Origin of the sequence: Nocardiopsis sp. NPDC101807, assembly GCF_044766605.1 — a bacterium.
Classification (GTDB): Bacteria; Actinomycetota; Actinomycetes; order Streptosporangiales; family Streptosporangiaceae; genus Nocardiopsis; species Nocardiopsis tropica.
In genome coordinates this window covers 1015324-1029882 of the sequence record NZ_JBIWMK010000001.1, presented here as the reverse complement: position 1 = coordinate 1029882, position 14559 = coordinate 1015324, and the positions used below count along the sequence as shown (strand labels likewise).

At 74.0% G+C, this 14559-nt stretch carries 13 protein-coding genes; 11 read left to right on the top strand and 2 right to left on the bottom strand.

Translation table 11 applies throughout. The features are described 5' to 3' along the window. Positions 1–30 precede the first annotated feature (30 nt). A complete protein-coding gene (locus tag ACIRPH_RS04450; protein ID WP_402909034.1) occupies positions 31–690 on the bottom strand; it encodes an O-methyltransferase in 660 nt (219 codons plus the stop codon). A 147-nt stretch (positions 691–837) separates the two neighbouring features. Further along, positions 838–1551, bottom strand: a complete 714-nt coding sequence (locus tag ACIRPH_RS04445) for a metal-dependent hydrolase (protein WP_402909032.1) — start codon at positions 1549–1551, stop codon at positions 838–840. Positions 1552–1814: 263 nt separating this feature from the next. On the opposite strand from ACIRPH_RS04445, the gene ACIRPH_RS04440 reads away from it, so the two are divergent. The 11 genes from ACIRPH_RS04440 to dapB all read left to right on the top strand — a co-directional run bounded on the left by ACIRPH_RS04440 (position 1815) and on the right by dapB (position 14555). Beyond that, positions 1815–3662: an ABC transporter substrate-binding protein gene (locus ACIRPH_RS04440; RefSeq protein WP_402909030.1), complete on the top strand. Its 1848-nt coding sequence runs from the start codon at positions 1815–1817 to the stop codon at positions 3660–3662. Continuing rightward, entirely contained in the window at positions 3659–4729 is a 1071-nt protein-coding gene (locus ACIRPH_RS04435) for an ABC transporter permease (protein WP_402909028.1), read from the top strand. The genes ACIRPH_RS04440 and ACIRPH_RS04435 overlap by 4 nt, the downstream gene beginning before the upstream one ends. Further along, positions 4726–5718 (top strand): ABC transporter permease, encoded by a 993-nt coding sequence (locus ACIRPH_RS04430; RefSeq protein WP_402909026.1) that lies wholly within the window; start codon positions 4726–4728, stop codon positions 5716–5718. Before ACIRPH_RS04435 ends, ACIRPH_RS04430 begins: the two co-directional genes overlap by 4 nt. Continuing rightward, positions 5715–6734 carry an ABC transporter ATP-binding protein gene (locus ACIRPH_RS04425; RefSeq protein WP_402909024.1) on the top strand — a complete coding sequence of 340 codons (1020 nt, stop codon included), beginning with the start codon at positions 5715–5717 and terminating at the stop codon, positions 6732–6734. The genes ACIRPH_RS04430 and ACIRPH_RS04425 overlap by 4 nt, the downstream gene beginning before the upstream one ends. 34 nt (positions 6735–6768) lie before the next feature. Beyond that, a complete protein-coding gene (locus tag ACIRPH_RS04420; protein WP_402909022.1) occupies positions 6769–7857 on the top strand; it encodes an ABC transporter ATP-binding protein in 1089 nt (362 codons plus the stop codon). Positions 7858–8082: 225 nt separating this feature from the next. Continuing rightward, the gene (locus tag ACIRPH_RS04415; RefSeq protein WP_402909020.1) at positions 8083–8997 is read left to right on the top strand and encodes an arylamine N-acetyltransferase; all 915 of its coding nucleotides are present in this window, start codon (positions 8083–8085) and stop codon (positions 8995–8997) included. Between the two features lie 210 nt (positions 8998–9207). Further along, positions 9208–10503 (top strand): ergothioneine biosynthesis glutamate--cysteine ligase EgtA, encoded by a 1296-nt coding sequence (egtA, locus tag ACIRPH_RS04410; RefSeq protein WP_402909018.1) that lies wholly within the window; start codon positions 9208–9210, stop codon positions 10501–10503. Continuing rightward, positions 10500–11855, top strand: a complete 1356-nt coding sequence (egtB, locus tag ACIRPH_RS04405; RefSeq protein WP_402909016.1) for an ergothioneine biosynthesis protein EgtB — start codon at positions 10500–10502, stop codon at positions 11853–11855. The genes egtA and egtB overlap by 4 nt, the downstream gene beginning before the upstream one ends. Continuing rightward, positions 11855–12646 carry a class II glutamine amidotransferase gene (locus ACIRPH_RS04400; protein WP_402909015.1) on the top strand — a complete coding sequence of 264 codons (792 nt, stop codon included), beginning with the start codon at positions 11855–11857 and terminating at the stop codon, positions 12644–12646. Before egtB ends, ACIRPH_RS04400 begins: the two co-directional genes overlap by 1 nt. A gap of 68 nt (positions 12647–12714) precedes the next feature. Then, positions 12715–13689: an L-histidine N(alpha)-methyltransferase gene (egtD, locus tag ACIRPH_RS04395; RefSeq protein ID WP_402909013.1), complete on the top strand. Its 975-nt coding sequence runs from the start codon at positions 12715–12717 to the stop codon at positions 13687–13689. 122 nt (positions 13690–13811) lie between these two features. Beyond that, positions 13812–14555 (top strand): 4-hydroxy-tetrahydrodipicolinate reductase, encoded by a 744-nt coding sequence (gene dapB / locus ACIRPH_RS04390; RefSeq protein ID WP_402909011.1) that lies wholly within the window; start codon positions 13812–13814, stop codon positions 14553–14555. The last annotated feature ends 4 nt before the right edge of the window (positions 14556–14559 follow it).

Below are 14559 nucleotides of genomic sequence, written 5' to 3'. Positions count from 1 at the left end.
TGCCGTCCCGGAGGGGAGGCAGGGGGCGTGTCAGTTCCTGCGCGCGAGCGTGAGCCCGTCCCCGACGGGCAGCAGCACCTGCGTGACGCGGTCGTCGGCGACCAGGCGGTCGTTGAAGTCGCGGATGCCCTGGACGTGGGCGGACGTGTCGCCGTGGTCCACGACGCGTCCGTGGGAGAGCGTGTTGTCGGCCAGGACCAGGCCGCCCGGACGCAGCCGGGGGATCAGCTCCTCCCAGTAGGCGACGTAGCCCTCCTTGTCGGCGTCCAGGAAGGCCAGGTCGAAGAGGGGCTCGCGGGGGAGGGCGCGCAGGGAGTCCAGCGCGGGCCCGAGCGTGAGCGTGATCTTGTCGGCGACCCCGGCGCGCTCCCAGTAGCGGCGGGCCACGGACGTCCACTCGTCGCTGATGTCGAGGGCCAGCAGGGTGCCGTCGTCGGGGAGGCCGCGGGCGAGGCAGATCGAGGAGTAGCCGGTGAAGGTGCCGACCTCCACGACGTCCCGCGCCCCGCTGATACGGGTGAGGAGCGTGGTGAACACCCCCTGCTCCGGGCCGATCTGCATGCCCTGGTACGAGGGGAAGAGCTCCGCCGTCTCCTCGGCGAGGTCGGCGAGGACGTCGTCGACGGGCTCGCTGTGGGCGACGACGTAGGCGTGGAGTTCCGGGCCGAGGCCCTCTGTGGTTCGTGTCACGGAGGCCAGCCTAGGCCAGGGGGGCCGCGCGGCCCAGTACCCGCCCGCGCCTGTGGACGCCGCCCCCGCGTCCGGCGCGCGGGGCCGGGGGAAGAGGGCCGCGGCCTCCGGGCGTGCGGCCCCGGCGGGCGGGGACCGGCGTCCGGCCTAGTACTCGGGGAGGATGGCGGGCCAGTCGAAGAGGTAGACCGAGCCCACGATGACGCCCACCGTCAGCAGCGGGGTCACCACCTTCTGCTCGACGGGGCCGTCGGTGACGAACCCCTTGCCCTGGCCGATGCGCTTCTTCCACAGGGGCCAGAAGATCGGCACGCCCATCTTGGTGATCATGTCGCCGAAGAAGTGCAGGGTCACGCCGAACGCCACGGCCAGGCCCAGCCAGGTGTAGTTGACCCCCGCGGTGAACAGGGCCAGGGTGATCCCCGCCGTCGCCAGGGCGTTGATGACCCCGGACGCGACCCGGTTCTTGTCCAGGCCGAAACCCAGTCCCTGGAGAGCGATGCCGATGAGCAGGAACACGAAGACCTGGACGGCCATCTCGGACCACAGCGCCAGCAGCTGGACGATCACGCCCATGAGGATCGCGAAGAAGAACGAGTGCGTCCCCATCCGGTGACCGCCGAAGAGGAACCCGAGCATGCCGCCCAGGACCTCGGTGACCTTGCCGTAGGTCTTGGTCACCGTGGCGCTCTTGTGGTCGAGGTCGGGCAGCAGGGCCGCCCCCGCGCACACGAGAGAACCGGCGATGATCTCTCCCGGGCCCAGCTCGAAACTGAGCCCCAGGAATTCCGCGCCTTGGACCAGCGGAACGACCGCCATCCAGCCGACCACGCCACTCAGTGCGTGCGAGTGCCCCATCATGGCGGGAACCGTAGCGGAGTATCCCAAGCACCGCGAATCCGAAGTCATTGCGGTCCGGCCCATTCGTCACCCGGTGCACCTGAAACCCCGCTGCGCCGGAGCTCGGCCGCGAATGTATTTCGATGTCACGGCGCTCCTCGGAGGTCATTGACGTTAATCCACGTCCGTTGGTAGACAACCAACAACCCCCGGGTGGCGTGACACCGACCCGGCACCGTCGACCTCCCCGCGCCACCGACCCCACGAAACCGACAGGGGCAGACATGTACTCCCACCGCCCTCCCCCCACCCCCTCCCCGCGCCTCCCGTGGCGCGTGGCGACCACGGGCGCGGCACTGCTCCTCGTCGGCGCCGCCGCGGTCGCCCCGGCCGCCGCGGAGCCGGCCGACGAGGCGAACACGCTCACCGTCGCCATCTCCCAGCAGGTCGACTCCTTCAACCCCTTCACCGCCCAGCTGGCCGTCACCACCAACATCCTCGACCACGTCTACGACTCCCTGGTCACGGTCGACGCCGTGACCAACGAGCCCGCGCCGGCCCTGGCCGAGGAGTGGGAGACCAGCGAGGACGGCCTCACCTGGACCTTCCACCTGCGCGAGGGCGTCACCTTCAGCGACGACGAACCCCTCACCGCCGACGACGTCGCGTGGACCTTCACCACCATCATGGAGAACGAGTCCGCGGCGATCGCCAACGGCAACTACGTGTCGGGCTTCGACACGGTCACGGCCGAGGACGACCACACGGTGGTGATCGAGCTGGAGGAGCCCCAGGCGACGATGACCTCCCTCAACGTGCCGATCGTGCCGCGCCACGTCTGGGAGCCCGTCCTGGAGGAGCAGGGCGACGACTTCGCCGACTACACCGGCGAGGACCTGCCCGCCGTCGGCAGCGGCCCCTTCGTCCTCACCGAGCACCAGCGCGGCGAGCACATCGCCCTGGAGGCCAACCCCGACCACTGGAGAGGGGCCCCGGGGTTCTCCGACCTGGTCTTCCGGTACTACTCCGAGAAGGACGCCGCCGTCGAGGCCCTGCGCAGCGGCGAGGTCTCCCTCGTCTACGAGCTGACCGAGGCCCAGGCCAACGCCCTGGACGGCGCCGACGACATCGCCGTCAACTTCGCCGACGGCAAGCGGTTCCAGGCCTTCACCGTCAACCCCGGCGCCCGCACCCAGGACGGGGAGGAGTTCGGCGACGGGCACCCCGCGCTGGCCGACGCCACCCTGCGCCGGGCCATCGTCAGGGCCATCGACAACGAGGAGATCGTCGAGAAGGCGCACGGCGGCCGCGCCACCGCCGCCGGGGGCTACATCCCGGCCCGCTACAGCGACTACCACTGGTCGCCCGAGGGCGACGAGGCCACGCTCTCCTTCGACCCGGAGGCCGCCAACGCGATGCTCGACGAGGCGGGCTACGACAGGGGCGAGGACGGCGTGCGGGTCTCGCCCGACGGCGACCGCCTCGAACTGCGCATGCACGTCCACCAGGACCGTCCGGACAACGTCAACGCCGGGCTGGTCATCGTCGAGCGCCTCGCCGACATCGGCATCGAGGTCGAGAACCTCACGGTCGACCCGGGCGTCCTCAGCGACGCCCTCTTCGCGGCCGAGTACGACCTGATCTTCACCGGGTGGACGGTCAACCCCGACCCCGACTACGTGTTCAGCATCCACACCTGCGACGCGCTCCCCGAGGAGCCGGGCAGCATGCAGGGCGACGCCTACTTCTGCGACGAGGAGTACGACGAGCTCTACCGGGCCCAGCTCGCCGAGTACGACCGCACCGCCCGCGCGGAGATCATCCACGACCTCCAGCGGGTGCTCTACGAGGAGGCCGTCGTGAACGTCCTGGCCTACCCGGACATCCGGGAGGCGTACCGCACCGACCAGATCGCCGACATGCAGATCCAGCCGGACCCCGGGGGCAACATCTGGGGCCAGGACGGCTACTGGGCCTTCTGGTCCGCCCAGCCGGCCGCCGCGGACGGGGACGGCCCCTCCGGGCCCCCGACCTGGGTCTGGATCGGCGTCGGGGCGGCCGTGCTGGTGCTCCTGGCCGCGGGCGGGTTCGTCCTGTTCCGCCGACGCGCCACCGTGGAGGACCGCGAGTGACCAGCGACCCCGTCACCCCGGGAGCCCCGGCCGGGGCGGAGGCGCCCGGCGCCCCCGCCCCGGCGGGCCCCGCCGGGCAAGGCCGTGCCGGCAGGATCGCGCGCTACGTCGCCGGACGCCTGGCGACCGCCGCGTTCTCGCTCCTGGCCGTGGTCGTGGCCGGGTTCTTCCTCTTCCGCATCCTGCCCGGCGACCCGGTCCGCGCCATGACCGAGGGCCGCGAGGTCACCGCGGAGCAGCGCGAGGAGCTCCGCCGCCAGTTCGGGCTCGACCAGCCCCTCTGGCAGCAGTTCCTCGACTACCTGACGGGCCTGCTCCGACTCGACCTCGGCACGTCCTTCCAGTTCCGCGAGCCGGTCACCGAGCTCATCCTCGAACGCCTCGGTCCCACGGTCCTGCTCGCGGGGACCGGCACGGTCATCGCCGCGCTCCTCGGCCTCCTCCTCGGCGTCCGGGCCGGGTGGAGGCCCGGCGGCCGGTCCGACCGGGCCAACAGCGCCGTCGCCCTGTTCTTCTGGTCGGTGCCCACGTTCTGGCTCGGACTGCTGCTCATCGTGGCCCTCGCCTCGGGGCGCGGGTTCATGCCCGGCCTGTTCCCCACCGGCGGCATGGTGGACCCCGCGGCGACGGGCCCCGTGGAGACCGCGCTGAGCACGGCCTGGCACATGGTGCTGCCCATCACCACCATGGTCGCCGTGATCTACGCCCAGTACCTCATGATCATGCGCTCCTCCCTCATGGACGAGAGGGGCGCCGACTACCTCACCACGGCGCGGGCCAAGGGGCTGCGGGACGCCCTCGTGCGCCGCAGGCACGCGGTCCCCAACGCCCTCCTGCCCACGGTGACCCTGATCTTCCTCAACCTCGGCCAGGTCGTGTCCGGGGTGATCCTCGTGGAGACGGTGTTCTCCTGGCCCGGACTCGGCCAGCTCTTCTACTCCGGCCTGCGCGTCCCCGACCTCGGCCTCGTCCAGGGCCTGTTCGTGGTCTTCGCGGCCTCGGTGATCCTCATGAACCTCCTCGCCGACCTGGTCTACCCGCTGCTCGACCCCAGGGTGCGCCCATGAGCGCGGACACCGAGGAACACGGAGCCGGCGCACCGGGCGAAGACGCCGCCGGGACGAACGGCGCGGGCGGCGCGCCCGTGTCGCCCCGGGCCCTGGCCCGCCGCCGCCGCGCGGAGGCCCTGCGCCGGTTCGCCCGCGAGTACACCCGCAACCGCGCCGGCCTGGCGGGCCTCGCCGCCCTCTCGGCCATCGTCCTCCTGGCGCTGTTCGCACCCCTGCTGGTGGACCAGGCCGAGCTGACGGTCACCGGCGCCCCCGGAGCCGCCTACGAACCGCCCAGCGCCGAGTTCCCCCTGGGCACCGACAACTTCGGCCGGTCCGTCCTCGACCTCATCATCTGGGGCTCCCGGGTCTCCCTCACGGTGGGCTTCCTGGCGACGGTCGTCTCCGTGGTCCTGGGCACGCTGGTCGGGGTGACCGCCGGGCACTTCGGCGCGTCCGGGGGGCCGGCCGGCCGGGTCGTGTCGTCCGTGCTCATGCGGGTCACCGACTGGTTCCTGGTGCTGCCCACCCTGGTCCTGGCCGTGGCGCTGGCCGCGGTGCTGCCGCGCGGCACCGGCACCATCATCGTCGCCATCGGCCTCACCGTCTGGCCCGCGACGGCCCGCCTGGTGCGGGCGCAGACCCTGGCGGTGGAGGCGCGCCCCTACGTGGAGCGCGCCCGCGCCCTGGGCGGGGGGCACACCCACGTCATGGCCTGGCACGTGCTGCCCAACGTGATGCCGGTGGTGCTCGCCCAGACCACCCTCCTCGTGGCCACGTCGATCATCGCCGAGTCCACGCTGGCGTTCCTGGGGGTGGGGGACCCCACCACCATCTCCTGGGGCGGCATCCTGGAGGCCGCCCGCACCGCGGGGGCCATCAGCTCCGGGATCTGGTGGTACATGATCCCGCCGGGCCTGGCCATCGCGGCCGTCGCCCTGTCCTTCACCCTGTGCGGACGCGCTCTGGAGTCCGTCATCAACCCCCGACTCCGGGAGCAGCGTTGACCTCCCTCCTCGACGTCCGAGAACTGCACGTCACCTACCGAACCGGGCAGGGCGAGGTCCCGGCCGTCCGGGGCGTCGACCTGTCCCTGGACCCCGGGGGCACCCTGGGGCTGGCGGGTGAGTCGGGGAGCGGCAAGTCGACCGTCGCCCTGGCCCTGCTGCGCCTGCTGCCCGAGGGCACACGCATCGGGGGAGAGGTCCTGCTGGAGGGGGAGAACGTCCTCGACATGCGGTGGGGCCGCCTGCGCGCGGTCCGCTGGGTGGGCGCGGCGATCGTCTTCCAGGGCGCCATGCACTCCCTCAACCCGGTCAAGCGGATCGGCGACCAGATCGCGGAGCCCATGGCGATCCACGGCACCGTGCCGGCGAACCGGATCCCCGGGCGCGTGGCCGAGCTCCTGGGACAGGTGGGCCTCCCGGCCTCCCGCACCCGCGACTACCCCCACCAGCTGTCCGGCGGACAGCGCCAGCGGGTCATGATCGCGATGGCCCTGGCCTGTGAGCCCCGCCTGGTCATCGCGGACGAGGCCACCACCGCCCTGGACGTGATGATCCAGGCGCAGATCCTCGCCCTGCTCAAGCGCCTGGTCGCCGAGCAGGGCATCGGCATGCTGATGATCAGCCACGACCTGTCCGTCCTGGCGGCCACCTGCGACCGGGTCGCGGTGATGTACGCGGGCCGCGTCGTGGAGCAGGGCCCCGCCCGCGAGGTCGTGCACGAACCCGCCCACCCCTACGCGAGCGCCCTCAGCGCGGCCTTCCCCCGCATCGGCGACCCGGCCTCGCGCCTGGCGCCCCGGGGCCTGCCGGGGGACCCGCCGGACCCGGCCGACCCCCCTCCGGGCTGCGTCTTCCGACCCCGCTGCGCGGTGGCCGAGACGGTCTGCGCCACGGTCGACCCGCCCCTGTGGCCGGTGGACCCCGACCCCGCCGGGAACTCCGCGCGCCATGCGGCGTGCGTGCACGTGGGCCCCGCGAGACCCCTGACGACCGCCCGGGACGGGGGCACCCCGTGAACCCGACCGCCGACCCCACCGAGGAGACGCGCCCTTGAGCACCACCGAGACCGACCCCCGCGACGCCCCCCGCGCCTCCGGGGGAGGGGAGTCGGCCGAGCCGATCCTGAGCGCCAGGGACGTGGAGGTCGCCTTCGCCGCCGGGTTCGCCCCGGGCGGGGGCAGGGGCACGGCGCGCGCCGTCGACGGCGTCAACCTCGACGTGTCGGCGGGTGAGATCGTGGCGCTGGTGGGGGAGTCGGGCTGCGGCAAGACCACCTTGGCCCGGGTCCTGCTGGGCCTGGAACGGCCCACCGGGGGCGTCGTGGTGTTCGAGGGCAGGCCGATGCGGTACGGCTCCCGCGACCTGCGCGCCTACCGGCGCCGGGTCCAGCTCGTGCAGCAGGACCCCACCGGCTCGCTCAACCCGCGCCGCACCGTCTACGAGTCCGTGGCCGAGGGGCTGCGCATCCACGAGGGCACCACGGCGGACGAGGCCGCACGGGTCGCCGGAGCGCTCTCCAGGGCCGGCCTGCGCCCGCCGGAGCGCTTCCTCGCCCGCTATCCGCACGAGCTGTCCGGCGGACAGCGCCAGCGCGTGGTGATCGCCGGGGCCCTGGTCCTGGACCCCGAGGTGCTGGTGGCGGACGAGCCGGTCGCGTCCCTGGACGCGTCGGTGCGCGGCGAGATCCTCCGCCTGCTCCTGGACCTGCGGGACGAACTGGGGCTGTCCGCCCTGGTGGCCACGCACGACCTGGGTCTGGCGTGGAACATCGCGGACCGCGTCGCGGTGATGTACCTCGGACGCGTGGTGGAGCTGGGCACCGTGGAGGAGGTCCTGGCCGAACCCGCCCACCCGTACACCCGCGCGCTGCTGTCGGTGCTGCCCGACGCGGGAGAGGGCGAGCCGGTGGTCCTGGCGGGCGAGCCGCCGGACCCCAAGCAGGTGCCGCCGGGGTGCCGGTTCCACCCGCGCTGCCCGGTGCTCGCCTCGGGCGAGGCCGAACGGGCGGGCGTCGCCGACCTGTGCCGCACCGTGGACCCCGCGGTCCTGGGGGGCGGGGCCGAGCGCCGGGTGGCCTGCCACTGGGCGGCCGCCGACGGGGCCGGCCGGGTCCGGGCGGAGGTGCGGGGCGCGGGCTGAGGGCGCCGCGCGCGGGAACTGCGCCGCCGTCGGTGCGCCCCGGGAGCGGGGCACGCCGCCCCTGCCGGGGGGGACACGGCGGACCCCGGGGACCGGGCCGAAGCGCGGGCGGCCGACGCCTGCCGGGGCGCTTCCCGGTGGGGGAGGGCGGCGCCCGGCTGAGCGCGGACGTGCGCCGGCGTCCCGCCGCGGAATGGCCGCGCCCTTCCTCCGGTTGGCCGGGGCATGGCAGACGAAACATCCCGTGACCGGGCCGGGGCGCCACCGGCGCCCCGCCCCGCGCGCTTCTTCACCGACCGGGACCTCTGGCACGGGGACGAGGTCGACCTGGACGCCTACCGGGCCCGGGTGGGCCTGGAGGGCGACCTGCCGCCCACCCCCGACACGCTGCGGGCCGTGCAGCGGGCCCATCTGGCCGCCATCCCCTTCGAGAACCTCCGGCTGCTCACGGGGGAGCCGGTGCGGCTGGACGTGCCCGCCCTCGTGGACAGGATGGTCCGCGCCCGGCGGGGCGGCTACTGCTACGAGCAGAACCTGCTCCTGGCCGCCGTGCTCGACCGGCTCGGGTTCTCCGTGACCGGGCTCGCGGCCCGGGTGCTGTCCGGCCGCCCGGGGCGCCCCCGCCCGTCCACGCACTGCCTGCTGCGGGTGGACCTGGAGGGGCGCCCGTGGCTGGTGGACGCCGGCTTCGGCGGGGGCGGGCCGCTGGAGCCCCTGCCGCTGTCCGACGGGCACCAGGAGGTCCAGGGCGGCTGGGGCCTGCGCCTGGACCGGGTGTCGGAGCTGGGCGGCGACGAGTGGCTGCTGCGCTCGTTCGACGGCCGTGCGTGGCGTCCGCTGTACCTCCTCACGACGGCCGCGACGGCGCCCCAGGACTACGAGATCTTCAGCCGCCACCTCTCCAGCCATCCCCGTTCGCCCTTCCTGACGCGGTTGACGGTGCAGCGGATCGGGCCGGGCGTCCAACACGTGCTCACGGACACCACCCTCACGACCCTGACCCCGGACGGGACGCGTGAGGAGCACCGGGTGCCTGTGAGTGAGGTGGGGCGTGTGCTGCACGAGGTGTTCGGTATCGAACTCCACGCGCGTGAGCGGGCGGCGGTCGAGGCCCGCGTCGAGGAGTTCACCAGAGTGTGACGGTGGTCACTTTTTCCGGGGCTCGTCCCCCTCCGTCGGCCCCCGCCGTCGAATCCACCTGGCGTGTCGTCGGAGCGAACCAGGGCGAAGGGTGCTTGTGTTGACACATCCTGTGATTTCCGGTCGCCGCAGACGTTCGGCGCACCGGACCCCGGGGCAGGACCCTGGGGTGTCACACCCCGGAGGGGTGTCGTTCCGAGGGAGCCTCGCATGGCGCACCACATGACCACGGAAGACGTTCACGAGTACATCAACGGGGTCTGTTTCAAGACCGGCCCGCCCGGCAAGGTCGGCACCGAGACCGAGTGGCTGGTCGCGGACTCCGCGCATCCGACCGCACCCGTCGCCGTCGACCGCCTCGCGTCGCTGCTGGAGGCCGGCGGGCCCCCGCCCGCGGGAAGCGCGGTCACCTTCGAGCCCGGCGGGCAGATCGAGCTCAGCTCCCCCGCGCTGCCGGGCCCGGCGCGGGCGCACGAGGCCCTCGCCGCCGACCTGGACCACGTCTCCAAGGTCCTCGCGGGGGGCGGACTCCGCCTGGTCGAGACCGCGCTCGACCCGCTCCGGCCCCCCGTGCGCCAGCTGCGCCTGCCCCGCTACACGGCCATGGAGCGGTTCTTCGCCGGCCGCCGCCAGCCCAGCGGACACACCATGATGTGCAGCACCGCCTCCCTCCAGGTGTGCCTGGACACCGGGGCCGACGGCGCCGACGGCCGTGCCCGCTGGGAGCTCCTCCACCGGCTCGGGCCGGTCCTCGTCGCCGCGTTCGCCAACTCCGCCGTCTGGCGGGGCCGCCCCACCGGATGGAAGTCCACCCGGTGGGCGATCTGGGCGGCCACCGACGCCGGCCGCACGCGCCCCGTCCTGGACGCCGGCAGCCATCCCGACCCGGCCACGGCGTGGACGGACTACGCCCTCGCCGCCGACGTCATGGCGGTCCCCGAGATCCCCGGCGGCGGCGGGACCTGGACCCCGGACCCCGGCATCACCCTGGCCGAGTGGGTCGGGGGCCGCGGGCCCCGCCCCCTCACCCCCGCGGACCTGGAGTTCCACCTCAGCACCCTCTTCCCGCCCGTCCGCCCGCGCGGCTGGTGGGAACTGCGCATGATCGACGCGGTCCCCCACCGCTGGTGGCCCGTCCCCATGGCGCTCTGCGCCGCCCTCGCCGACGACCCCCGCGCCCGCGCCGCGGCCGAGGAGGCCACGGAGAAGCTCTGCCGCGGCCCCTTCCCCGACCGCCGCCTGTGGCTGCGCTCCGCCCGGCTCGGCCCCGGCGACCCCGCCGTCGCCGAGTGCGCCCGCTCCTGCTTCGACGCGGCCGTCGAGGCCCTGCCCCGCATGGGCGCCGCCGGACTCTCCTCCCTCGTCGACGACTACGCCGACCGCCACGTCCGGCGCGGGCTGTGCCCCGCCGACGCGCGGCCGAGCGTGCCTGCCCCGCGCCCGGGGCGCGTCGGTACCCGGGCGGGACGGACAGGGACCCACCGACACAGCGGAGGAGCACGGTGAACCACGATCCTGAAGACCAGGAACACGCCAAGGAGCGCATCGCCACCGAACTCGAACGGAGCCGGCGGCGCAGCAACGGACTCACGATCGACGCCCTCGACGACGAGGGCCTGCTCGCCCAGCACTCGCCGCTCATGTCGCCGCTCGTCTGGGACCTGGCGCACATCGGCAACTACGAGGAGCAGTGGCTGCTGAGGGCGGCCGGGGGGCGCGAGGCGCTGCGCCCCGACATCGACGGCCTCTACGACGCCTTCGAGAACCCGCGCGCCGACCGCGTCACCCTGCCGCTCCTGCGGCCCGAGGAGGCACGCGAGTACAACGACCGGGTCCGCAAGGAGGTGCTCGACGCCCTCGACTCCGCCGACCTCGGAATCCCGGAGCAGCGCGGGGAGCCCGACGGGCAGCGGTCGCTGCTGAGCGCCGGGTTCGTCTTCCATATGGTGATCCAGCACGAGCACCAGCACGACGAGACCATGCTCGCCACCCACCAGCTCCGGGAGGGCGTCCCCGTCCTGCTGGAGGACACCGGCGCCGTCGCGGCCCTGCGCCCGCCCGTGGAGGAGGAGGCGTACGTCCCCGGGGGCCCGTTCACGATGGGCGTCGACGACGACCCCTGGGCCTACGACAACGAGCGCCCCTCCCGCGAGGTCGTCCTCGACCCCTACTGGATCGACACCAGGCCCGTCACCAACGCCGCCTACCAGCGGTTCATGGAGGACGGCGGCTACCGGGACCACCGCTGGTGGACCCTGGAGGGCTGGGAGTGGCGGGAGAGGACCGGCGCGTCCGCCCCGGCCTTCTGGAGCCCCGAGGGCGATGAGTGGTCCCGCCGCAGGTTCGGCCGCCAGGAGATGGTGCCGCCCGAGGAACCCGTGCAGCACGTCAACTTCCACGAGGCCTCCGCGTACGCCTCGTGGGCGGGCAAGCGCCTGCCCAGCGAGGCGGAGTGGGAGAAGGCCGCCAGGTTCGACCCCGCGACCGGCCGGTCCCGCCGGTACCCGTGGGGCGACGAGGAGCCCCGGCCCCGGCACGCCAACCTGGGCCAGCGCAAGCTGGGGCCCTCCCCGGCGGGACGCCACCCCGACGGCGCGTCGCCGCTGGGGGTGCAGCAGCTGATCGGCGACGTGTGGGAGTGGACCTCCACCACCTTCACGGGCTACCCGGGGTTCCGCGCCTTCCCGTACCGCGAGTACTCGGAGGTGTTCTTTGACCAGGGCTACAAGGTGCTGCGGGGCGGCTCCTGGGCCACCCACCCCACGGCCGTCCGCTCCACCTTCCGCAACTGGGACCACGCGGTCCGCCGGCAGATCTTCAGCGGCTTCCGCTGCGCGCGGGACGGGGACCCCGCCTGATGTGCCGTCACCTCGCCTACCTGGGGCCGCCGCGTACGCTGCACGAGCTGCTGTACGCGGCGCCCCACTCGCTGCACGTCCAGTCCTGGGCGCCGCGCATGCAGCGGCACGGCACCGTCAACGCCGACGGCTTCGGCGTCGGCTGGTACCCGCCGCACGGTGCGCCGGGGACGGGGGCGCCCGCGGACCCGTCGGCGTCCGACCTGCCGTCGGCCCATCCCCCGGGGCCGCTGCGCTACCGCCGGGCCATGCCCATCTGGAGCGACTCGTCCTTCGCCGACGCGGCGCGCGCCATCACCTCCGGGTGCGTGGTGGCCGCGGTCCGCGACGCCACCGTCGGGTTCGGCTCCGAGGAGTCGGGCGCGCAGCCCTTCCGGGCCGACCGGCTGCTGTTCAGCCACAACGGCGCGGTCAAGGACGACGAGGCGCTCGCCGCGGCCTTCGTCCCGCCCCCGGGCGTGCTGGACGCGCGCTCCCCGGTGGACTCCGCGCCCCTGTTCGCCCACACCGTGCGGCTGTGGAGGGCCTCCGGCGACCTCGCCGGGGCGCTGGCCGGCGTGGTCCGCCACGCCCGCGAGCACTCCGACGGCCGCTACAACCTGCTGGCCTCCGACGGGGAGGGCATCGTCGCCACCGCCGCCGGGGACACCCTCTTCACCCTCAGGGAGCCCGGGGGAGGGGTCTTCCTGGCCTCGGAGCCCTTCGACGACGCGCGCGGCTGGCGCGAGGTGCCCGAGGGCTCCGTCGCCGTCGCGACGCGGGAGCGCACCGAGATCCACCCGATCGCCTGACGCCCGGGGCACCGCCCCCGCGGCACCGGCACGCCCATGGGCACCCACCAAGGGACACAGGAGGCACCATGTTCCGGATCGACCGAAACCTGACGGCCGACGACCTCGACAAGGCCCTGCGCAGCGACGTCGCCGCCGGGCTCACCGCAGTGCCCAAGCAGCTCCCGCCCAAGTGGTTCTACGACGAACGCGGCAGCGCCCTGTTCGAGGAGATCACCGGGCTGCCCGAGTACTACCCCACCCGCGCGGAGCGGAGCATCCTCGAGGCCCGGTCCGACGAGATCGCCGCCGCGGCCGACGCGGAGACGCTGATCGAGCTCGGCTCCGGATCGGGGGTCAAGACCCGGCTCCTCCTCGACGCCATGCTCCGCCACGGCCGCCTCACCGGCTTCGTCCCCGTGGACGTCAGCGGCGACTTCCTCGCCGCCTCCGCGCGCGGCGTCGTCGACGACTACCCCGGGCTCGACGTCCACGGCGTCGTCGGCGACTTCGAGGAGCACCTCGGGCTCCTCCCGGTCGGCGAGAACGGCGGACGCCGGCTCCTGGCCGTCCTGGGCTCCACCATCGGCAACCAGGAGCCGGGGCCGCGCGCCGCCTTCCTCCGCGACATCCGCGCCGTGCTCGACGCCGGGGACTCGCTCCTGCTCGGCGCGGACCTGGTCAAGGACCCGGCCCGCCTGGTCGCGGCCTACGACGACGCCCAGGGGGTCACCGCGGCGTTCAACCGCAACGTCCTCGGCGTCGTCAACCGCAGGCTCGGCGCCGACTTCGACCCCGCGGCCTTCGACCACATCGCCCGCTGGAACGCCGGGGAGGAGTGGATCGAGATGCGCCTGCGCGCCCGCTCCGCCCAGCGCGTGCGGGTCGCCGACCTGGACCTGGAGGTCGGCTTCGCCCCGGGGGAGGAGATGCGCACCGAGGTATCCGCCAAGTTCCGCCGCGAAGGGCTGGCCGCCGAACTCGACGCCGCCGGGTTCGAGCCCACCCACTGGTGGACCGACCCCGCCGGGGACTTCGCGCTCACCCTCGCCGCCGCGCGCTGACCGCGCCCGCCCGAGGGGGCCGCCCGTCCGCTCCGCCGGCGGCGGCGGATCACCGCACGTCGGCCGTCTCGGCGCGGGCGGCGCCACACCGGTGCCGTCCGTGACTCCGGTACGCTCATGGCGTGTTCAAGGTAGGAGTTTTCGGCGCCGATGGGCGTATGGGGTCAGAGGTCGTCCGCGCGGTTCAGGCCGCCGACGGCATGGAACTCGTGGCGGGCGTGGACAGCGCCGACGACCGGAGCGCGGTGCTGGGCGCCGACTGCGTCGTCGACTTCACCCACCCCGACGCGGTGATGGACAACCTGGAGTGGCTCATCGGCCACGGGATCCACGCCGTCGTCGGGACCAGCGGCTTCGACGAGGCCAGGCTGGAGCGGGTGCGCGCCATGCAGGCCGCCGCGCCCGGGGCGAAGGTGCTGATCGCCCCCAACTTCGGCATCGCCGCCGTGCTGATGATGCACTTCGCGCGCAAGGCCGCGCCGTACTTCGAGTCCACCGAGATCATCGAGCTGCACCACCCCAACAAGGCCGACGCCCCCAGCGGCACCGCCTACCGGACCGCGGAGCTCGTCGCCGAGGCGCGCCGCGGGGCCGGGGCCGCGCCGATGCCCGACGCCACGACCTCGGAGATCCCCGGCGCCCGCGGCGCCGACGTGGACGGGGTCCGGGTGCACGCCCTGCGCATCACCGGGCTCATCGCCCACCAGGAGGTCGTGTTCGGCACCGACGGGGAGACCCTGAAGATCCGGCACGACTCGATGAACCGCACCTCGTTCATGCCCGGGGTGCTCCTGGGCGTCCGCGGTGTCGCCGGCCTCGCCGACCCGCTCACCGTGGGCCTGGACGCCCTCCTGGACCTCGACTAGACAC

What these genes read in the sequence shown, in the direction of transcription:
- ACIRPH_RS04445 (WP_402909032.1), bottom strand. Translation starts at nt 1,551, where the DNA reads ATGATGGGGCACTCGCACGCACTGAGTGGCGTGGTCGGCTGGATGGCG.
- ACIRPH_RS04440 (WP_402909030.1), top strand. Translation starts at nt 1,815, where the DNA reads ATGTACTCCCACCGCCCTCCCCCCACCCCCTCCCCGCGCCTCCCGTGG.
- ACIRPH_RS04430 (WP_402909026.1), top strand. Translation starts at nt 4,726, where the DNA reads ATGAGCGCGGACACCGAGGAACACGGAGCCGGCGCACCGGGCGAAGAC.
- ACIRPH_RS04415 (WP_402909020.1), top strand. Translation starts at nt 8,083, where the DNA reads ATGGCAGACGAAACATCCCGTGACCGGGCCGGGGCGCCACCGGCGCCC.
- egtA (WP_402909018.1), top strand. Translation starts at nt 9,208, where the DNA reads ATGGCGCACCACATGACCACGGAAGACGTTCACGAGTACATCAACGGG.
- ACIRPH_RS04400 (WP_402909015.1), top strand. Translation starts at nt 11,855, where the DNA reads ATGTGCCGTCACCTCGCCTACCTGGGGCCGCCGCGTACGCTGCACGAG.
- egtD (WP_402909013.1), top strand. Translation starts at nt 12,715, where the DNA reads ATGTTCCGGATCGACCGAAACCTGACGGCCGACGACCTCGACAAGGCC.